General features: G+C 53.9%; 17 protein-coding genes. 15 read left to right on the top strand and 2 right to left on the bottom strand.

From position 1 onward, the window contains the following. Position 1 precedes the first annotated feature (1 nt). The 12 genes from allB (at position 2) to ABIE48_RS18120 (ending at position 14627) form a co-directional block, all read left to right on the top strand. Positions 2-1423: an allantoinase AllB gene (gene allB / locus ABIE48_RS18175; RefSeq protein ID WP_192715450.1), complete on the top strand. Its 1422-nt coding sequence runs from the start codon at positions 2-4 to the stop codon at positions 1421-1423. Then, on the top strand, positions 1420-2679 hold the full coding sequence (locus ABIE48_RS18170; protein WP_192715449.1) for a Zn-dependent hydrolase: 1260 nt from the start codon (positions 1420-1422) through the stop codon (positions 2677-2679). Before allB ends, ABIE48_RS18170 begins: the two co-directional genes overlap by 4 nt. Next, positions 2676-3947, top strand: a complete 1272-nt coding sequence (locus ABIE48_RS18165) for a pyridoxal-phosphate-dependent aminotransferase family protein (protein WP_354519434.1) — start codon at positions 2676-2678, stop codon at positions 3945-3947. Before ABIE48_RS18170 ends, ABIE48_RS18165 begins: the two co-directional genes overlap by 4 nt. A gap of 302 nt (positions 3948-4249) precedes the next feature. Continuing rightward, a complete protein-coding gene (locus ABIE48_RS18160) occupies positions 4250-5305 on the top strand; it encodes an ABC transporter substrate-binding protein (RefSeq protein ID WP_354519432.1) in 1056 nt (351 codons plus the stop codon). A gap of 280 nt (positions 5306-5585) precedes the next feature. Continuing rightward, complete coding sequence (locus tag ABIE48_RS18155) at positions 5586-6440, top strand: ABC transporter ATP-binding protein (RefSeq protein WP_192715448.1); 855 nt, start codon at positions 5586-5588, stop codon at positions 6438-6440. Continuing rightward, on the top strand, positions 6433-7089 hold the full coding sequence (locus tag ABIE48_RS18150) for an ABC-2 transporter permease (protein WP_192715447.1): 657 nt from the start codon (positions 6433-6435) through the stop codon (positions 7087-7089). The genes ABIE48_RS18155 and ABIE48_RS18150 overlap by 8 nt, the downstream gene beginning before the upstream one ends. Further along, on the top strand, positions 7086-7451 hold the full coding sequence (locus ABIE48_RS18145; RefSeq protein ID WP_192715446.1) for a GntR family transcriptional regulator: 366 nt from the start codon (positions 7086-7088) through the stop codon (positions 7449-7451). The genes ABIE48_RS18150 and ABIE48_RS18145 overlap by 4 nt, the downstream gene beginning before the upstream one ends. 259 nt (positions 7452-7710) lie before the next feature. Beyond that, positions 7711-9456: a sensor histidine kinase gene (locus ABIE48_RS18140; protein ID WP_483312692.1), complete on the top strand. Its 1746-nt coding sequence runs from the start codon at positions 7711-7713 to the stop codon at positions 9454-9456. Beyond that, on the top strand, positions 9449-10879 hold the full coding sequence (locus tag ABIE48_RS18135; RefSeq protein ID WP_192715445.1) for a response regulator transcription factor: 1431 nt from the start codon (positions 9449-9451) through the stop codon (positions 10877-10879). The genes ABIE48_RS18140 and ABIE48_RS18135 overlap by 8 nt, the downstream gene beginning before the upstream one ends. Before the next feature lie 180 nt (positions 10880-11059). Continuing rightward, on the top strand, positions 11060-12736 hold the full coding sequence (locus ABIE48_RS18130; protein ID WP_089547819.1) for an extracellular solute-binding protein: 1677 nt from the start codon (positions 11060-11062) through the stop codon (positions 12734-12736). A gap of 93 nt (positions 12737-12829) precedes the next feature. Next, on the top strand, positions 12830-13720 hold the full coding sequence (locus tag ABIE48_RS18125) for an ABC transporter permease (RefSeq protein ID WP_192715444.1): 891 nt from the start codon (positions 12830-12832) through the stop codon (positions 13718-13720). Positions 13721-13742: 22 nt separating this feature from the next. Next, positions 13743-14627, top strand: a complete 885-nt coding sequence (locus ABIE48_RS18120; protein ID WP_076171504.1) for a carbohydrate ABC transporter permease — start codon at positions 13743-13745, stop codon at positions 14625-14627. A gap of 177 nt (positions 14628-14804) precedes the next feature. Here ABIE48_RS18120 and ABIE48_RS18115 read toward each other — a convergent pair whose 3' ends face one another. Next, complete coding sequence (locus tag ABIE48_RS18115) at positions 14805-16181, bottom strand: serine hydrolase (RefSeq protein ID WP_192715443.1); 1377 nt, start codon at positions 16179-16181, stop codon at positions 14805-14807. Positions 16182-16934: 753 nt separating this feature from the next. On the opposite strand from ABIE48_RS18115, the gene ABIE48_RS18110 reads away from it, so the two are divergent. The 3 genes from ABIE48_RS18110 (at position 16935) to ABIE48_RS18100 (ending at position 20071) form a co-directional block, all read left to right on the top strand. Then, positions 16935-18266, top strand: coding sequence for an ABC transporter substrate-binding protein (locus ABIE48_RS18110; RefSeq protein ID WP_076171508.1), 1332 nt, complete (start codon positions 16935-16937; stop codon positions 18264-18266). A 75-nt stretch (positions 18267-18341) separates the two neighbouring features. Continuing rightward, positions 18342-19235 carry a carbohydrate ABC transporter permease gene (locus ABIE48_RS18105; RefSeq protein WP_105442313.1) on the top strand — a complete coding sequence of 298 codons (894 nt, stop codon included), beginning with the start codon at positions 18342-18344 and terminating at the stop codon, positions 19233-19235. A 2-nt stretch (positions 19236-19237) separates the two neighbouring features. Beyond that, positions 19238-20071: a carbohydrate ABC transporter permease gene (locus ABIE48_RS18100; RefSeq protein ID WP_076171512.1), complete on the top strand. Its 834-nt coding sequence runs from the start codon at positions 19238-19240 to the stop codon at positions 20069-20071. A gap of 101 nt (positions 20072-20172) precedes the next feature. On the opposite strand, the gene ABIE48_RS18095 is transcribed toward ABIE48_RS18100, so the two are convergent. Further along, entirely contained in the window at positions 20173-21084 is a 912-nt protein-coding gene (locus ABIE48_RS18095) for an EamA family transporter (RefSeq protein WP_192715442.1), read from the bottom strand. Between the last annotated feature and the right edge of the window lie 38 nt (positions 21085-21122).

Genomic DNA, 21122 nt, shown 5'->3' with positions numbered 1-21122 from the left:
CATGGATGCGCACGAAGAATGGATCATACGCGGCGGAAGCGTCGTGCTTGAGGACGAAGTCGCAAAGATGGATATCGCCATCCGCGATGGAAAGATCGCCGAAATCAAAGACCGCATCTCGGGGACGTCCGCTTCGAAAATCGTAGAAGCGGACGGCCAGATCGTCATGGCCGGCGTGGTGGATATGCATGTCCATCTCAATGAGCCAAACTTCGGACATTGGGAGGGGTTTGAGACGGGCTCTGCCGCGCTCGCGGCAGGCGGCTGCACGGCGTACGCGGATATGCCGCTGAACGGAAACCCGCCGACGGTTACGCTGGATGCGCTGCGGCACAAAGAACGATTGGCGCAAGGCCGCTCGGCGGTGGATTATGCCTTGTGGGGCGGACTGGTGCCAGGGCGAATGGACCAGCTGCGAGCGCTGGCCGATGCCGGCGTCATAGCATTCAAGGCGTTCATGTCAAATCCAGGCGGGGAAGGGGAGGGGCGATTCCGTGAGGTAGGGGCGGACGAACTGAGGGAAGGGATGCGGCGCATTGCCGGTCTCGGTGGCCTCCTTGCACTGCATGCCGAAAGCGACGAAATGACGTCACGCCTGACCGCCGAGGCCCTTGCCGCAGGGCGGACCGATGCGGCAGCTTATGCGTTGACCCGCCCGGTCGAAGCCGAACTCGAGGCGGTAGCCTCCGCACTTGCCCTTGCGGAAGAGACGGAATGTCCCCTGCATTTCGTTCACATCAGCAGCCCCGAAGCGGTGGATCTGATTCAGGATGCCAAACAGCGCGGCCTTGACGTAACGCTGGAGACCTGCCCGCATTATCTGACTTTGAGCGAGGAGGATATGATCCGCATCGGACCGGCGGCCAAATGTGCGCCGCCGCTCCGTTCGGCCTTTTTAATAGAAGGCATGTGGGAACGTCTTAAGGCGGGTGCGATTGATTTCATTGCCTCCGACCACTCGCCCTGCCCGGAAGCGATGAAGGCCGTGACCGAAGGTGGCGGCTTCTTTGGAGCATGGGGCGGCATCGCCGGTGCCCAGAGCACCCTGCTGCTGATGCTGGAGGAAGGTTGGATCAAGCGGGGAATTCCGCTTCCGCAGCTCTCGAAGCTGTTGTCGGAACGTCCGGCCGGAAGATTTGGCCTTGGCCGCCGTAAAGGCAAAATTCAGGTGGGAATGGATGCCGATTTGGTGCTGATTCAGCCATCGTCTCCGCACGTCTTGCGCAAAGAGGATCTGCTGCAGCGCCACCGGCACAGCCCATATATCGGCAGGATTTTCAGCTGCTCCGTAGCTGCGACGTACTGCCGGGGCCGCCTGGTCTATACGTCGGAGGGAGGAATCGTAAGTCCGGGTGCCGGCCGGCGGCTGACACCGCTGAAGCCGCACACTGCCGGACGCAGCGGGGAGGTTGTGGCGCCATGAATATTGCCGCTGAATCTGGTGCTTTTGCCGATATGATGCGTCTGCTGGAAGATCTGGGCCGGATCGGGCGCGAACCCGGGGGCGGCGTCACCCGGCTGCTGTATTCGCCGTCCTGGCAGGAGGCGCAGCGGCTGCTGGCCGGCCGCATGGCAGATGCGGGGCTGGAGGTGCGTTATGATCGGGTCGGGAACCTCTACGGCCGGCTGCCGGGTACCCGTCCCGATCTACCCGTGGTTCTGACTGGCTCCCACGTGGATACCGTCCGCGCCGGTGGAGACTACGACGGAGCTGGCGGCATCGCCGCCGGTATCGCCGCGTTGTCCTATTTGAAGCGGCGGTTCGGGATGCCTGTCCGTACGCTCGAAGTGGTCTCCTTCTGCGAGGAAGAAGGCAGCCGGTTCCCCTTAACGTATTGGGGCTCGGGCAGTATTGGCGGCCGCTACCGGATCGGTGATGGAACCGGCATTTACGACGCGGAGGGTGTATCGCTGGATGAGGCCATGAAAGCGGCTGGCTTCGGACACGGGAGCCAACCCGACTGCCGCCGGAGGGACATCGGCGATTACGTTGAGCTGCACATCGAACAGGGCGTCGTGCTGGAGGCAGCCGGACGGCGAATCGGCGTGGTCGAATCGATCGTCGGACAGCGCCGGTACGGGATCGCGGTGACGGGCAACAGCAACCATGCGGGAACGACGCCGATGTCCTACCGTGCCGATGCGCTGGCCGGAGCGGCCGACATGATCGTCCGGGTGGAGGAAATGGCGAAGCAGGCCGGCAACGGAGTGGTAGCGACTGTCGGGCGGATCGAAGCCTTGCCGAATACTCCGAACGTCATTCCCGGCGAGGTACGCTTCTCCTTGGATATCCGTCATACCGAGAGTTGGATGCTGAACGAGTTCAGCGAGTCCGCTCTTGAAACGTTCCAACGGATAGCCGCCGCAAGAAAGCTGCAGGTGAAGGCCGACTGCTGGCTGAAGACAGAGCCTGTCCCGATGGACGGTACACTGGCGGGACGGATCGAGCGGCTGTGCATGGAGGCGGGTCTGCCGTACCTGCGCATGGTCAGCGGCGCGGGACACGACGCGCAAATGATGGCCGCCGTCAGCCGCGCGGCCATGTTGTTCGTTCCGAGCCGTGGCGGGATCAGCCATGCCAAGGAGGAATACACGGAGCCGGCTCACCTTGCGGAAGGAGCGGCAGTTTTAGCAGCCTGCCTGCATGAGCTTGCCTATACGACAGGAGTGGATGGATGATGAATAGGGTATCCGGGGGAAGCTGGAATGAATTTGTGCCGATTTCGCGCATCATTATGACGCCGGGACCGGTAGAAGCCGACCCGAGAGTGCTGCGGGCCATGTCTTATCCGATTCTTGGTCAATTCGATCCGGCATTTACGGAGCTGATGAATGAAACGATGGGAATGCTGCGCGAATTGTTTCGTACGGACAACCGGTGGGCGTATCCCGTCGACGGGACGTCGAGGTCCGGGATTGAGGCCGTGATGGCAAGCCTGATCGAGCCGGGGGACCGGGTGCTCGTTCCGATCTACGGGCGTTTCGGCCACCTGCTGCACGAAATCGCCGAGCGGTGCGGTGGCAGGGTTATTACACAGGAGAAGCCGTGGGGCACTGTGTTTGACCCTGGCGAATTGATCGAAGCCATCGGCCGCGAGCAGCCGGATGTCGTCGCCATGGTGCACGGGGAGACTTCCACGGGCCGGATGCAGCCGCTGGCCGGGATCGGCGAAGCCTGCCGTCGCCACGGCGCGCTGCTGATCGTCGACGCCGTAGCAACCATTGGCGGCACAGCGGTCGATACGGACGCCTGGCAGCTCGACGCGGTCATCGGCGGCACGCAAAAGTGCCTGTCCGTTCCTTCAGGCATGGCGCCGATAACGTATAACGACCGTGCAGAGCGGAAAATTGTTGCCCGCAAACGCATTGAGCGGGGACTGCGCAGCAATGCCGCTTCCCTCCCGTTACAGGAGGCTCCGCCGGGGCCTAGTCCCATCCAGAGTAATTATCTGGATTTGGCCCAGCTGCAGGATTACTGGAGCCCTAAGCGGCTGAACCATCATACGGAGATGACCTCCATGCTGTATGCGCTTCATGAAGGGCTTCGCCTGGTGCTGGCCGAGGGACTGGAGGCGCGTTTCAAGCGGCACCGTCTTCATGAATCCGCGTTGATGGCCGGGCTAACCTCGATGGGACTGTCCATTTACGGCGACCCGCTGTCCAAGCTGCCGATGGTGACCTGCGTGCAGATTCCGGAGGGCGTAGACGGGGAAACGGTACGTGCGATGCTGCTGCACCAATTCGGCATCGAAATTGCCAGCTCCTTTGGGCCGCTCGCGGGTCAGATTTGGCGGATCGGCACCATGGGATACAGCTGCAGGCAGACGAATATCCTGCACCTGCTGGGTGCGCTGGAGGCGGTACTGCTCCGGGCCGGCGTCAAGCTGCCGGCGGGTGAAGCGGTGCAGGCGGCATTAGACGCGTATGAAGAAGCGCGAGTGGGTTAGGTTCAGGCACCATCCATCCGTTTGCCTTTCGACTAAGGGTGTCGAAAAGCGCAAACGGCTTTTTTTGATTGTGCCAATGGAATTTACGGGGCCCGGGCGGGTGAAGAAAGATACAGTTTGGTTAGGTTTATGTAAGTATAATTAACAAATTAAAGTTTGTAATGTTAGAGGATAGGCGTCCGTAACATATTTAATTTGATTTTTTGTTCGTGATTACAAAACGGAGGCATATTTGTTGACGCTAATTTGACGTATCTCCTATGATAGGCATAGAAAGTCAAGTCCTAAGGGGGATGGGTAACATGGCAACGAAAATGACAGCGAACAAACGCAGTGTTAAGAAGATGATGGCATTGTCCTTATGCGCCGTATTGATGACGGGACTGCTGGCCGCCTGTTCGGGGAAAACGGCAGCTCCGGAAACAGCATCCTCCGGGGAAAAGACGGGGACGGCTTCCGCAGAGCCGAAGCTGGAGAAATCCACCTTGGTTCTCAACTGGTTCGCCGAACCGGAACACGGCGGCAACTTCGCGGCCGTCCAGCAAGGCTTCTATAAGGACGCGGGGCTGGACATGACGCTGACGCCCGGGGGTCCGCAGGTATCCTCCACACAGATCGTAGCTTCCGGCAAAGCCGATTTCGGCATCGCGAACGGCGACGATATTCTGGTCGCAAGGCAGGAGGGCATTCCAATCGTTGCCATCGCCGCCTCGTTTCAGAAGAGCCCGCAGGTGCTGATTTATCACAAGGAAGCGGGAATCCAGGACTTCTCCGACCTGAACGGACATGCGGTTTACGTCGCTCCGACGGCGAGTTTCTGGCTGTACATGAAAAGCAAATATAAGCTGGATCAGGTCAAGGAGCTGAAGTATACGGGATCGTTGGTCAATTTTGTGAACGACCCTAACGCTTTGACGCAGGGATACATCACATCCGAGCCTTATACTTTGGAAAAACAGGGAGTGAACGCTGGCACGCTGCTGATCGCGGATTCCGGGTATAACCTTTACGCCAACGTCTATTTTACGACCGAGAAGATGATCAAGGAGCATCCGGACAAAGTCAAAGCGTTCGTTGAAGCTACGGTAAAAGGGTGGGATTACTATAAGAACCACGCCGAGGAAATCAATCCAGCCATCCACGAGCAAAACCCGGATATGGATCTGGATATGATGAAATACAGCGCCGAAAAGGAGATGGATCTCGTATTCGGCGGTGACGCGGCGGAGCAGGGCGTTGGTACCATGACGAAGGAGCGGTGGGAAGAGGTGCAGAAGCAGCTCATCGAAGTCGGCGTTTTGAAGGAAGCGGAGCCGATCGCCAACGTATTTACCACCGAGTTTTTACCGGCCAAATGAAGCAACTCCGGCCATTCCGCCGTATCCTTCCTCTCGCGACTCCAGAACAAGGAGCGGACAATATGATCCCGTTAGACCCAAAGAAAAGCAGCGCCGATGCGGCAATGCTTTTCTTTTTTTTGAATGCGATACAACCTTTGGAGAACGCCGGGCGGTTTTAAATTCATGCCTTTTGGATAAAAATCTTTTCAACATTCCGCATTCCATCCATTGACTTCATCCATGGTGCGATGATATATTGTGCATACACGATATACACAATTTATCGAGGAGGAACGGTATGCTGGCATTAGACATTCGAAACTTAAGCAAAACCTATCCGAATTTCCAGTTGAAAGACGTGACGTTTCAGCTGGAAAAAGGTTATATTATGGGGTTTATCGGCGCCAATGGGGCAGGAAAGACGACGACGATCAAATCGATTTTGAATCTGATTCATACCGACAGCGGCGAAGTGCGGATATTCGGCAAGAACATTGCCGAACACGAAATCGAATTGAAGCAGGACATCGGATATGCGTTTGGTGGCATCGACTTTTATACCCGGAGCAAAATAAAAGCATTGACCGAAGTGGTGAAAAAGTTCTATACCAACTGGGATGATGAAATTTATTCGTATTATTTAAGAAGATTCAAATTGGATGAAAACAAAAAAATCGTCGAGTTGTCGACAGGGATGAGAGTAAAGTACAGTTTGGCCCTTGCCTTATCCCATGACGCAAAGCTTCTGATTCTCGATGAACCGACAAGCGGGCTGGATCCGATCGCCAGAGACGATCTGCTCGATCTTTTTCAATCGCTCGTCGCAGAGGGTGAAATCAGCATCCTGTTCTCAACGCATATTACATCGGATTTGGAAAAGTGTGCGGATTACATTACCTATATTCATAACGGAAGAATCATCAACAGTGCCGTGAAAGAAGAGTTTATTGAATCCTACCTTTTACTGAACGGTAGCGTGAGTCAGCTGGACCTGGTGAAGGCGCAGCTGATTTCCTACAAAACGAATTCGTTCGGCTTTACGGGATTGATCCATGCCAAAGACTTCGATCCTTCCTTAGATGTGAAAGCGGCCCGGCCCACTCTTGAGGAGATTATGATTTATTTCGCGAAAAAGGAGGATATGTATGTATAACTTGGTAATGAAGGATTTAAAATTGGGGATCAATCCGTTGTTTTTTTTGGTGCCTGTCGTTTTGGGCGCGTTGATGCTCATACCGGGCTGGTTGTATTTTATCGTGCTGCTGTATTTTTGCTGGATCACGGTCCCTAATACATTTGGCCAGTTCCGGTCACAAAACGATTTGATGTTTACTTCGATGATGCCTGTCACCAAAACAGACATGGTCAAGGCCAGGGTGCTTGTCATTGTCATCCTGGAAATGCTCCATATGCTGATGGCCATCATTTTTGGTATCATCAATATTCGTCTCTATGGGGAAATACACAACGTTTTCTTCGGACCGTATCCGGGTTTTTGGGGTCTGTGCTTTGTGATGTTTGCGGTCTTCAACGTGTTCTTTATCCCCATGTTTTACAAGACGGCGTATAAATTTGGCGGGGCGGCGCTGGCGGGCATTACCGGAGCGATGATTTTTGCCGGACTCGCGCAATGGATCGGAATCCAGAATTCCTATGTGTCCAACATGTTTAATGGCAGCGGCGTCCACAATGTGGCACTTCAAGCATCCTTAATGATCGCCGGAATCGTTATTTTCATCGCACTCACTGTGATTGCTTACCGGATTGCGGTTAAACGTTTCCACAAAGTGGAGATCCAATGAACATTGCGATTTCGAACCATTCCGAAAAACCGATCTACCAGCAACTTTTCGAACAAATCAGCGCCCAAATTTTGAAAGGGGAACTGGAAAGCGGATATAGTTTACCGCCGATCCGGCAAGCGGCCCAGGAGCTGCGGGTTAGCGTCATCACCGTAAAGAAAGCTTGGGAAGAACTCGAGCGATGCGGTTTGATCAACACGGTCACGGGAAAAGGGTGCTTTGTCGCCGATTTCTCACCTGAAGACAAGTTGCGTCTACGCGATGAAATGATTTTGAAGCAGATGGTTAACGATACGGCATACTACAAATCCTTCGGCCTTACCCTGGATGAAGTAATGGATCTGATGAAGAAGATTTATTAAGCACCCCCTGATGGAGCTTGAAAAAAGTCACCGTAAAAGCCCAGCGGAACAGCGAATGAACGATCGCCGTTTCTGCCGGGCTTTTTTTGCGTTGTCTACGCAGCTACCGCATGCAGAGTATTTTCCTGGGCTAACGCGATAAATCGTTAATGCACGCCTGGCTTCGCCTGTGTTAACCTACATCTGATCTTCTCCCATTTCATTTTCCAAGACCTGAAGGAGGGGCCAAGCCAAGCATGAGAAAAGAGGGACTGCCATGATGAATGCCATGAAAACAAGGTGGAAGGCGCGTATCTATCATTATTTGACCTTGAAACGAAGGATTATGATCATTTTTCTGTTCAGCTCATTGATTCCGTTTGTCAGCATCGTGCTCATCTCGTATTTCACCATTTACTCCATCCTCACCAACAAAATCCAAAACGGTATCCAGAGCAACCTCAAGCAGGTCGAGCTCTCCCTGGAAAACTCCATCAACAACCTCAACCATGTGTCGCAGCAGTTCGCCGTAGGCGGAAGCGTCGGAAACAAGCTGAGTGAAATGCTGTCGGCGGAGGAGCCGTTCGAACGGGCGAAAACGCTCAGCGATTTGAAGGAGGAGCTCGGCCTGATTACGTTCACCAACCCCAGTATCGGACTGGCCATGTATTATTTTATGAACGACCGTCACTATGAACTGGAGAATACGGGCGTCAAGGACAGCTTCGCTCCCGAGAAGCTCCCCCTGCTGGCCCAGTACAGCCAAATTTCGTACTACGGACCGCATGTGAGCAACAGCCGTTTTGACAACCAATACGTGCTTTCGGCCATGCGCAAAGTGGATCTGCCTAACCTGGACGGCGTGTACATTTACATGGAGACCGGCTTCAAGCTGACGCAGAACATATTGAATAATGATGCCGTCGGCGGGACGGCTTCCCATGTGTTTGTGGATAACGAAGGGCGGATCGCCTACAGCGACGCCCCGGATTCGTTCCAGGTCGGAACGAAGTTTCCGCATTTCGACCAGGCCAAGTCGTCGGGCACGGAACAAGGCTATTACTGGTTTAAAGAAACAAGCAATCAAGGCTGGAGCATCGTCTCGTTAACGTCCAAGGCGGACTATAACCGCGAAATGAACCGCTGGTTCGTGCAGATCGGCTTGTTTTCGCTGCTGTTTCTCGGCATGAGCCTGCTGCTGGGTTGGCTGTTGTGGAAAATGGTGTACCGCCCGCTTCGCGGCTTTCACCGGGAAATCGAACAAATGGCTGACAGCCGCATCGGCAGTCCGGCTGCCCGCACCCATATTCCGGAATTCGACCTGCTGGTGCGGCGGTTTCAGCAAATGAAGCATCAAATTTGGGAATTGTTTCGGGAAGTCGAGGCCAAGGAAAAACGGCGTGCGGATCTTGAGGTGGAGAAGCTGCTGTATCAGATCAACCCGCATTTTCTGATGAACAGCCTGGATACCGTCCGCTGGATCGCGGTCATGAATGGGCAGGAGGAAATCGACAGGCTTGTCTCTTCCTTGAACAAACTGCTGCATTACAATCTGGGAAAGCTCGGCCAGACGTCCACCATTCAGGAGGAGATCGATGCGGTAAAGCAGTACCTGATTTTGCAGCAGATCCGCTACGATTTCCAGTTCGACGTCCATATCCACGTTGATCAGGAGGTGCTGGATGTGCCCATTCCCCGGTTTATTTTGCAGCCGCTTGTCGAGAACGCTCTCTATCACGGATTGGATGACGACGGCTATATCCAGGTGGATGTGCGGCAGTCGGATCAAATCGAGATCTCCATCCGGGATAACGGAGCGGGCATTCCCGAGGACAAAATCGAGGCGCTGCTGTCCGCGGAGGGTGGTAACCGGAGTGCTGGCATGGGCATCGGGATGAGCTACGTCAACCGGATCATTGGGATGCATTACGGCGAAAGGGCTAAGCTCGGTGTATCGAGCAGGCTCGGAGAAGGGACGACGATCAAGCTTAGCTTACCTAATGAAGGAGGTGCGGACCATGATTAAAGTGCTCGTGGTCGATGACGATAAACTGGTCCGGAAGGGGCTCATTTCGGTGATGCCCTGGCAGGATTTCGAGATGGAGGTGATCGGGGAGGCGAACAACGGAGCAAAAGCGCTGGAATTTCTGGACAACCATGAAGTCGATCTGCTGCTGACGGATCTGGAAATGCCGGTCATGTCCGGCATGGAGCTGATGCACTTGGTGCGTGAACGGCATCCGGAGGTTTACATCGCGGTGCTGACCCTGCATCAGGATTTCGAATACATCCAGGAAGCGATCCGGCTGGGAGCGATTGATTATATCGCCAAGGTCCAGCTGGAGAAGGAACGGTTTGAGGAGGTGCTGGGACGGATTCATCGCCGCATCACAGAGCAGGAAGGGCGGCTTCGGAAGCTGCGCATTCTGCCCGGGGCAAGCAGCCCTGACGAATCCTTTGTGACGGACCGGGGTTATGCGCTGCTGTCAGTGGTCCGCGATCCGGAACAAGGTGCTGTGGTGGAGTGGGCGGTCCGGCATGCGGAGCGTTTTGCTGAATTGGGGCGCCAAGTCTTGTTCTTTACCCTCGGGGGAGGGGAGAAGGGGGAGGAGGGGCTGGATGAACTGGTACGATTGGCTTCAGCGGACGACGGGTGGACGCTGATCCGGTTAAAGGGTATCCAGGGCCGAATGCCTTCCGAAGTGTATGACCAGGTGCGGAGGTACTGCGAAGGGGGGGTTTTTTACGAATATGACCCGGCCGTAAAGGTCATGGATCGATCCTTGTCAGCGCTCGCGCAGAGCGTGAATACCGTAAATGATGATCTTACACTCACCGTAATGGCCCAGTGGCTCTCGCCGGGCTGGATCTACCGGGAAGGTTTGTTTCAGGCAAATCTGCAGGAGTTGAAAGAACTGCGGCTGCCGCAGGCGGAGCTCTCGGGGCGGCTGTACGTGCTGGCCGACCGGTTGGACCAGCTGGCCGGTAAAACCGGAACGACTCGCATTCGCCTGCCCGCCCCGCTGAATTCCTGGTTTGAGGTCGAAGTGTGGTTTGACGGCGTCCGCAAACAGCTTCGCGAAGAATGGGGCAAGGCTCCTTATTCGCCGGAAGTTGTTCAGAGCGTGATGACAGCCGTTTCCATGCTGCACGAGGAGCTGGACCGGCCGGTGACGGCGGCGGATATCGCCCGTAGGGTCAGCATGAGCCGCAGCTATTTCAGCCAGTGCTTCAAGGAAATCGTCGGAACCAACTTCAATGCCTACCTGCGCCGCATCCGTCTGGATCAAGCCAAGCATTACTTGCGGAATACGACCAAAACCGTCCTCTGGATCGCACAGCACGTCGGCTATGAGGACGAAAAGTATTTCAGCCGTTCTTTCCGGGAGTATACCGGGCTGCTGCCGAGCGAATACCGGAATCAATCGGATCAGGATAGAGAAGGGTAGAGAAATGTCCTCCGGCAAGTAGGAAATTCGTCGAAAACGCTTCAGTGAAACCGCTGACATCCTCCCGATTGGAGTCAATTGTCTATCCCAACCTGAAACTTCCGTCTAACCGGGAAAAGCGGATTCCTGTGTTACCTTAAAGGTGCAAGCAAACCAAGAGCGAAAGAAGGGGCGAAGAAGATGAGAGCAAAATCCATGATGAGCCTGGCGATAGCAGGCCTGATGCTGGTTCTGTCGGCCTGCGGCAGCGGCGGCGCTTCGGAGAAGGAAGCCGACGTATCCAAAGATCCGGTGGACCCGTTCGGCAAGTACAGCGAGACGGTTACGATCAACATCGGCAAAGAGGTGGACTCGGCAGATAAGAGCCTTCCGCCAGGCGACTCACCGGAAAACAACGTCTATACCCGGTACGTCAAGGACAACCTCAATATCGATACGAAGATTATTTGGCAGGCCGGCGTCGGCAAGGATTATCAGCAAAAGGTAAATCTGGCCATCGCCAGCAACGACCTTCCGGATGCGCTCGTCGTGACGGACACGCAGCTGCGGCAGATGGTCAAGAGCAACCAGTTGGCCGACCTGTCGGAAGTATACGAGCAGTATGCCTCCCCTGTGCTGAAAAAGATCATCGATTCGACGGATGGGCTTGCGATGAAATCCGTGACTTTCGACGGAAAAATGTATGCGCTGCCAAACGTGACGGCGGAATCGGACATGCAGCATATTATGTGGATCCGCAAGGACTGGCTCGACAAGCTCGGTCTTGAGGTCCCGCGTAACGTCGATGAGCTGGAGAAGGTCGCCAAAGCCTTTGTGGAACAGGATCCGGACGGTAATGGCAAAAACGACACCATCGGCATCAGCGGCCCGCAATCCGGCGGACTGCTCAATGCGGATTTCATCAATCCGAACAACAACAACTACGGATTTGATCCGATCTTCGGCGCCTATCACGCGTATCCGGGCTTTTGGCTGAAAGGTGCGGACGGGAATCCGACTTACGGATCCATCGAGCCCGAAACGAAAGAGGCGCTCGCCAAGCTGCGGGACCTGTATGCCAAAGGGCTGATCGATCCGGAAATGAGCATCCGCAAGGACGCGCAGGAGCTGATCAAGAACGGCACATCCGGGATCTACTTCGGCCTGTGGTGGGCAGGCGGGTACGGCCCGCTGGCGGACGCCATCAAAAACAATCCGAAGGCGAACTGGCAGGCCTACACCCTGCTCGACAAGAACGGAGAGTTCACACCTCATATGGGAACGCCGTCCAACCAATATCTCGTCGTCCGCAAGGGCTACAAGCATCCGGAAGCTGCGATTAAAATGGAAAACCTTTTGCTTCGGGACGAATCCAAATTCGACGTCAGCGTCGGCATCGGGAATTACCCGCTGCGCATCGTATTTGCACCAATGGACGAAATGTACGTGACCTACAACGCGATGAAGGAAGTGCTGGCCGGCACCAAAAAGCCGGAGGAGCTCGATCTGCCGGGTTACAAGCTGCTGAAGGCCGATGCCGAGAACATTAAGAAGGTGAAGCTCGAACCGTACGATAAAATGGACATCCAGTATTGGGACCCGAATGCGGATCTGGGCGCCTGGAAGCGGCTCTACTCCACCTTGGTCGGCATTGCGCCGCTGATGGAGCCTTATAAAAAGACGTACAGCCTGACCTATTCCCAAACGAAAACGATGGAGAGCAAGTGGGCGACGCTCGACAAGATGGAGAAGGAAACGTTTCTGAAAATCATTATGGGAGCAGCCCCGCTGGATACCTTTGATCAGTTCGTAAAGGACTGGCGGAAGCAGGGCGGAGACGACATTCTCAAGGAAGTCGCGGAAATCGCGCAGCAGTAGGCTTTTAACGCTCCAACGAAAGGCAGGTGCCGGGAACCGTTCCGGCGCCTCCCCTATTTAAGCATATGACCCGGAAAAGGAAGGAGCTGCAAGATGATTAACAAGGGATTCGCCAAGCACTATTACTTGATGCTTCTCCCCGGAATGATCTGGCTGACCCTGTTCAGCATCGTTCCGATGTTCGGCATCGTCATGGCTTTTCAGGATTACAACCCAGGCCTCGGAATTTTGCATTCGGAATGGGTCGGTCTTGAAAACTTCAAATACATGTTTTCCTTGAACGACAGCGTCACGATTCTGGTCAACACCCTGGTGATCGCCGTGCTCAAAATTGTAGGTAATCTGGTCATCCCGCTCGTCTTTGCCCTGCTGCTGAATGAGCTGCGGCTGCGGTTTTTGAAACGCTGGATTCAGACGATCGTATACCTGCCGCATTTTTTGTCCTGGGTTATCCTTTCGGGGATTCTGCTCGATATCTTCGGCTACACCGGTCCGGTGAACCAAATCTTGTCGGTGTTTCATATCAAGCCGGTCCTGTTCTTCGGGCGGGCGGACCTGTTTCCGGCCCTCATCGTGGGAAGCGACGTGTGGAAGGAATTCGGGTTTAACACGATCATTTATTTGGCCGCGTTGACCGGCATCAACCCGGCTCTGTACGAGGCGGCTGCGATCGACGGGGCGACCAGGTTCAAGCGGATACTGCACGTGACGCTTCCCGGCATCGTCTCGGCGATCGTGCTGCTCTCGGTGCTCAGCCTTGGCAATGTGCTGAACGCGGGCTTTGAGCAGATCTTCAATCTGTACAACCCGCTGGTCTATTCCAGCGGCGACATTATCGACACCTGGGTCTACCGGACGGGGCTGGTCAATCTGCAGTTCAGCCTGGCGACCGCCATGGGCCTGCTCAAATCGGTGGTCAGCTTCCTGATGATCACGATCTCCTATTATCTCGCTTACCGGTTTGCCAACTACCGTATCTTTTGATGACAAAAGGAGTGCATGTTCTATGGTAAAAGACAACACGGCAGGCTCCCGGCTGTTTGATATTGCGCTGATCGTGATCCTGGTAGGCATCGCAATCTTATGCATCCTGCCCATCTGGTACACCCTTGCCGTATCCCTCAGCAACAACGCAGCGGCAAGCTCGGGCCGGGTCGGGCTGTGGCCCGTCGGTTTCAACCTCGGTTCTTACCAGGAGCTGATGGGAGACCGCAAATTTTTTAACTCGTTCTGGATATCCGTGCAGCGGGTCATCCTCGGGGCGGGGCTGAACTTTGTGGTCATTCTGCTGATGGCGTATCCGTTATCCAAAAATGCCAAGGAGCTGCCGTATCGCAATGTACTCATGTGGATCCTCGTGTTTACGATGCTGTTTAACGGCGGACTGATTCCTTGGTACATGACGGTAAAGTCGCTGGGGCTCATCAACAACATTTGGGCGCTCGTTCTCGGCAACAGCGTGCCGGTATTCAGCGTCATTCTTGTCATTAACTTTTTCCGCAATCTGCCAAAAGAGTTGGAGGAGGCTGCGCTTGTCGACGGTGCGGGCCCCTGGCGGATGATGATCCAGATCTTTGTCCCGCTCGCGGGGCCGGTCATTGCTACGGTGACGCTGTTCAGCATCGTGTACCATTGGAACGAATTTTTTAACGGGCTGGTGCTGATGTCGGCGGCGGACCATTATCCGCTTCAGACGTATATCCAGCAGATGGTGGTGGTGATCGATGCCAACACGATGACGGCCGAACAGATTCAGCGGATGAGCGAACTGTCGAATCGGACGCTGAATGCGGCCAAAATTTTCATTGCGATGATTCCGGTGCTGGTCATCTATCCTTTTCTGCAGCGGTTCTTTATTACGGGGATTACGCTGGGCTCCGTGAAGGAATGAGGGGGACGCTGGCAAAATGGATCAGGGAACATCCGCTGATCCAGTATCGTCCTTGCGTGCTGAGCCCGACGAAAAAGCAAGGAATAAAGACAAAAGGGATGCCCTTACGCCGATATGACGGCAGGGCATCCCTTTATGTGTTGAATCCAGCGGCAGCTTAGATGAAGCCGGACCGGATCAGCGAGTGAAGTTCCACATGCCGGTGATGAATCGGGACCCGTCCTGCCGGTTTGCAGGTTGGTCTGTCCTTCGCGCTGCAGCAGGCTCCATCATTCCCAATTGGAGAGCTTGGCTGACATAACCTGCGGCCCAGGAGGGAACGGTACCTTCGTTGGCTTCGGGAGCTTCCCCTGACGCCGAGGCTCCGCGGTGAATGAACACATAGGCGCGAACCGCAATCGCAGCCATTTCGGCGCGAGTAATTGGAGCAGACCCATTGAACAAGCCCTCGCCGGTTCCTTGCACGAGGCCAGCTTGACGGGCTGCGGCGATATCGCCTGCAAACGGACTGTCGTCACTGATATCGTGAAACTGGCTGGATTGATCCGCAGCGGATGCCAGGCCAAGTTCCCGGGCGACCAGGGAAGTGAACTCCGCGCGGGTGAGCGGACTGCCGGCGGATGCTTCCTGATCCTTGACCTGCTCGCTATAGATGGCTCTGGCGGCCTTTTGCACGATGGGATTGCCGATCCGCTGCGCTTCGTCGAAATCCTGGGTTGTCGTTACTTGCAGCAGCACGGAGACGGCGAGCTCGTGCCCCGGTACAAGGAAATACCCGGCATCGTGGGTGACGTTGGCGTTTTCCCCGGTTTTATGGGCGATTGGCGCATCGGGCAGCGCAGCTCCAAACTTGGTGTTGACCTCCTGCCGGGCCATCCAGGCGATGATCTGATTTCTGGAGGAGACGCTGAGGAAGGAACCCTGATAGATTTGGCCGAGCAGCTCCGTCAAATCCGCGGCGTCGATGTAATTGTCCTGGGCGGGGGAGGGGGCAGCCGCAAACATTTTGCGTCCAAGATGCATTGTCCGCAGGTCCAATTGGTCCATCAGCTGTTGGACCCTGTCCATGCCGACCTTGTCGATGAGCACGTTGGTCGCCGTGTTGTCCGACTGGGTGATCATCAGACGGGCAAGGCGTTCCAGCGTAAGGTTCTGCGGAAAGCTTTCGGTCTGCAGCGATCCGCTGCCGCCCACGACGTCTTCGGGCGTTACCGTGACCTGATCGGCCAGGGACAGCTCGCCCCGGTCAACCTGCTGCATCAATGCGGATACGACGGCAAGCTTGATTGTACTGGCCGGCATGTACGGCTCTTGCGACCCAAGCAGCAGCGTTTCATGCCCGTAATGGCCGCTGAGGTCGCGGATGCCGACCGACATGCGAATCCCGTCCTTCTCCGCCTGCTGGAGGATGGGAGTCAGGGCTGATGCGATAGCAGATAAGCCTTTTTCCGGAGAAGCATCGGACGCTGCCGGAAGCAAGCTGGTCAGCAGGGCAGTGGCGGCAATCGTCGTCATCAGGGTTCTTCTTAATACCGGTTTCCGTCTGCGGGTCATCAAACATCCCTCCAAAAAAGAAATGTTATATAAAATGACATGATCGGTTGATGTATACCTCTTATTATAAATGGGTGTAATATTTGTTTACAATCTGTTTTTGTGAGCGTTCACTTTTTGTTCATAACATTCTGTCGATGCCGTGGTTTTGACAAAATTACTTACATAAACCCGAAAAAAAGCGGTGCGTAGACTCTGTTTTTTATTTTATAAAAACATAAAATAGTAGGGACGTTAGAAGAAACGTGCAGAAAAATGTCGATTGGTTGGGGTGGAATGCAGACAATGAGGATAACGATCGCTAAGTAAAGGGAGAAAAGAGCTAGTATGGGCAGCTAAATGAAGAGAAGGACGTATTGGAGGTAAATGTGACTCCTGTTATTATGTTTTAAAAAAATATAAAATGTTTTAGATTTTATATTTACAACTCCATTTCCTGTATGTTATTTTATACTTGCAAACGGATTCATTCAATATGTATTGAATTATTTTAGAAAACTTTAAAACCGAGGAGGTCATCTTCGCAGCAACCTATCGAAGCTGCCCCGGTTCAGCTTGCGGAAGCGGCGCCCGGAAGAATGGTTCCTGAGATGAGGAGCCGCCGGAGCCCGGCAGGGGAGTTGAAATCAGACACAAATGAAAGCGCTTTATTCATGTTTTTAGGTCACCCGTTCCTGGTCAGTCAGATTTGTTTTGTCCTGCAAGTGCTTGGCGGCAAGAAAAATCATTGAAGCTTAGGGGAGGATCCTGGATATGAAGAAAAAATGGCTGATGCTGCTGCTGGTCGTCACGATGACGACGATGTTGTGGGGATGCGGCAAGTCTTCCAATAGTGCGGAAGGCAAAACGTCCGTCCTGGACGGAGGGGCCGGCGACACGGCAACCGAGCTGTCCTATTGGACGTTTGTGGAGCTGCACGGGCAGCATTTCAAGAAGATGCTGGAGAAGTGGAACGCGGCGAACCCGGACCGCCAGATCAAGCTGAACGTCACGGTCATGCCGTATGACGACATGCATAACAAGCTCTCGATCGCGGTACAGACAGGCGTTGGGGCACCGGATATTGCAGACATTGAGATCGGCAAGTTTCCCGATTTTCTGAAAGGCACCCCTCAGCTGGAGCCGCTGAACGACGTGGTCGAGCCTTACAAAGATACCATCGTCCAGTCCCAGATCGATATGTACAGCAAGGAAGGGAAGGTATACGGACTCTCGACCCACGTCGGTGCGTCGGTCGCGTTCTATAACACTGAAATTCTAAAGGAAGCCGGCGTGGACTACAAATCGATCGTCACCTGGGACGATTTCAAGAAGGCAGGCATGCAGGTGTACGAGAAGACCGGCAAATACATGGGTACGGCGGATACGAGCGCCGGTTGGGAGGCATCGATGATGCTGGCTCAGCAGAAAAGCGATTTTACCGATGATGCGGGCAATCCGATCGTCAATTCGGACGCCATGGTCAAAGGACTGAAGGTGCTGAAAGACCTGCAGGATAACAACGTCATCGCCACAATTGCCGGCGGGCAGCCGGACACAGAGGAAGCGTACGGCGAGTTTAACGAAGGAAAATATGCGACGGCTTTCATGCCGCTGTGGATGATGTCGCGTTACACGAACTATATGCCTGACCTGTCCGGTAAAATCGCACTTGCGCCGATTCCGGTCATGGAAAAAGGAATGCCGCGCTCTTACGGCGGAGGCGGAACCGGTACCGTCGTCACCAAAACGGCCAAAGACGTTCAACTGGCCAAAGACTTCATTGCTTACGCCAAGCTGTCCCTCGACGCGAACATCGAAATCTGGAACACGCTCGGCTTTGACCCAATTAATATGGACGTATGGAATATGAAGGACGTGACGCATAATCCCGAAAACCAATTCGTGAAATATTTCGTCAACAACCCGTTTGACGTGCTGAACGATATCAAGGATGAAATCCGTCTGATCAAATCGACGCCGGCTTCGCCGACGATCAACAACGTGCTGTACACGACGACGCTCAACGAAATTTTCGAGGACGGACGTGACATTAAGGAAGCGCTGGACGATGCGCAGGCGCAGATCGAACAGGAACTGAAATAGCCGGCATGCCCGGAATCAGAGCTGCTCTTGTCTTTTCGGGGAGCGGCTCTTTTTCAAACAGAAAGGAGTAGAGACATGATCAAGCGTTTTATATACTCGCAAAAGGTCGCCCCGTACGTGTTCGTGTTCCCGTTTGTCGCCATTTTTCTGGTGTTCTGGGTTTATCCGCTGCTCAGCTCATTCGGCATGAGTTTCCAGCATGTCACCCTGGGGCAGGAGGCCGAGTGGACAGGAATGGACAACTATCAGAAGCTGATGGGGGACAGCGTGTTCCTGAAGTCGATCGGCAACAGCGCTCTGTATATGGTGCTGACACTGGTCATTCTGATTCCGTTTCCGATGCTGCTTGCGGTACTGATCAACAACAAATGGATGTGGGGCCGCGAATTTTTTAAGTCGGCTTTCTTCTTTCCTGCACTGACATCCGTGGTGGTGGCGGGGACGATCTTCCGTCTGATGTTCGGGGAGATGGAAGGGTCGCTGATCAACAGCGTCCTTGGCGTCTTCGGTATCGAGCCGGTGAAATTTCTGAAAGGGCATCTGACCGGTTTTGTTGCGCTGCTCGCCCTGGCGACTTGGCGGTGGACTGGAGTTAACATCCTTTACTTCCTGTCGGGTCTCAAAAATATTCCGGAGGAATACTACGAAGCCGCCTCGATCGACGGCGCCTCCGCATTCCAGAAATTCACGAGAATCACGATGCCGCTCCTGAAACCGACCACGATTTATGTACTTACGATCAGCATTTATGCGGGACTGGCCATGTTTATCGAAAGCCTCATGCTGTGGAACGGCAACAACTCGCCGAAAAACATCGGCCTCACGATCGTCGGCTACTTGTACCGCCAAGGGATCGAGAAGAACAATCTCGGCTACGCCGCCGCGGTCGGCATTGTGCTGCTCGCCGTGACGATGATCATTAATCTGACGCAGCTGGCGTTCTCCGGCATGTTTAAGAAGGAGGATTAGGGATGAAAAAGAATACCGCGCTCAACATCGTCCTCGTCGTCATTTTCGCCGTCATCTGCTTCCTGATCTTGCTACCGTTCTACGCTATTACGCTCGCTTCCTTCAAGCCCGGCGAAGAGCTGATCCGATACGGATTGAACCTGAAGCTTGATTTCTCGGTCATGAGCCTGGACAACTTTGTCTTTTTGTTCACGGGGGATCACGCGTATTTCACCTGGTTCTTCAACTCGCTGCTGCTGACCGTGGTACAGGTCGTTCTGACGCTGCTGGTCAGCGCAACGGTAGCTTACGGCTTTGCCGCTTATGATTTTAAAGGAAAAAATATCCTTTTTATCTGCGTACTGCTGATCATGATGGTTCCCTTTGAAATACTGCTGCTTCCTTTATACACGCTTACTTTTAACCTTGGCATGATGAACTCCTACTCGGCGATTATTTTGCCGGGCATTGCCAATGCGGCGACGATCTTTTTCTTCAGACAATACCTGTCTGGCATTCCGAAAGAGATTATCGCCTCCGGCCGGGTGGACGGTGCGAGCGAGTACGGCATTTACGCCAGGCTGATCCTTCCTGTTATGAAGCCTTCCTTCGCGGCGATGGCCATTCTCAACGGCATGAACAGTTGGAACAACTTTTTGTGGCCGTTTATGGTGCTGAGCGATTCGCACAAGTATACGCTGCCGATCGGTTTGAAGACGCTGCTGACGCCGTACGGCAACAACTATGACCTGCTCATCGTCGGCTCGTTCTTTTCGATTCTGCCGATCTTTATCCTGTTTGTGGCCTTCCAAAAGTACTTCATCGACGGCATGACAGCCGGTGCGGTGAAAGGGTAGATTCGTTTCGGAAATGGCTGCATACACCCACGAGTACCGGCAAATTTGCCGGTTTTTCTTTTGAGCTGCATATGAGAAATTCGATATATGAAAAAATCGCACTAGTCGGATGAAGGTTTCTTATTCCATGCCAGAAGCAAAATCAGCCCGATGATACACGCCGTACCCAGCCACTGAAAAAAACCAAAAGGCTCTTTTAACCAAAATACGGTTGTGATCACAGCGGCCAGCGGCTCCAAACTGCCTAAAAGGCTTGTTTCTTTGGGTGATAGGCTTTGTAAGCTTTCGATATAAAACCAAAATGCGACCATCGTGCCGAAAAGGACCACGAAAGCAAGGTATAGATAGGCGTCGATCGTCAAGCCTGTAAAGTCGGTGTGCCATGGTGGATGGATCACAATTAAGCCCAAACCGCCGATGATCATCGCCCAGCCGACAATGACGAGGGAATCGTATTGCTTCAGCAGCGGGACGGCATACAAGGTGTAGAACGCCAAGGCCGCACCTGATAAAACACCCCAAACAACGGCTGGAAATGGCACGGAAAGCTCCGAGATTGAGCCGTTGGTTAATAAGAAGAAGCAACCCGCTAAAGCTAGGATCACGGTGAGCAAGTCTTTTCGCGTGAAAACCATTTGCTTCCGCAACATTAAATAGAGGATGATCATGACAGGCGCCAAATACTGCAGCAGTGTTGCCACAGCGGCATTTCCATGCTGAATCGATGCCATATACGTATATTGAACCGATAGCATGCCAACCAATCCGAAAACAATGAGCCGCAAAGCGGTCCGACTGTTTCTCCATACCCCAACGATTTGCGAGCGGTCTTTGACCCAAAATTGAATGGTTAACAGTAAAATACCGGCGATGAGCAGGCGTACCGTGACCAGTCCGTTAACATCGATTGCAGTTTGCTCAAAGAGCTTTTTGGCGACGGTGCCGCTCACTCCCCAAAATATCGCTCCTGTCATGACAAGAAATAACCCTTTTCTTCTAGCTGTTGGATTCATCGATCGATTCTCCGCTTCAAATATAATAATAGTGTTAT

Source organism: Paenibacillus sp. OAE614 (assembly GCF_040546645.1).
Taxonomy (GTDB): domain Bacteria; phylum Bacillota; class Bacilli; order Paenibacillales; family Paenibacillaceae; genus Paenibacillus_AQ; species Paenibacillus_AQ favisporus.
This window is presented reverse-complemented; position numbering and strand designations above follow the sequence as displayed.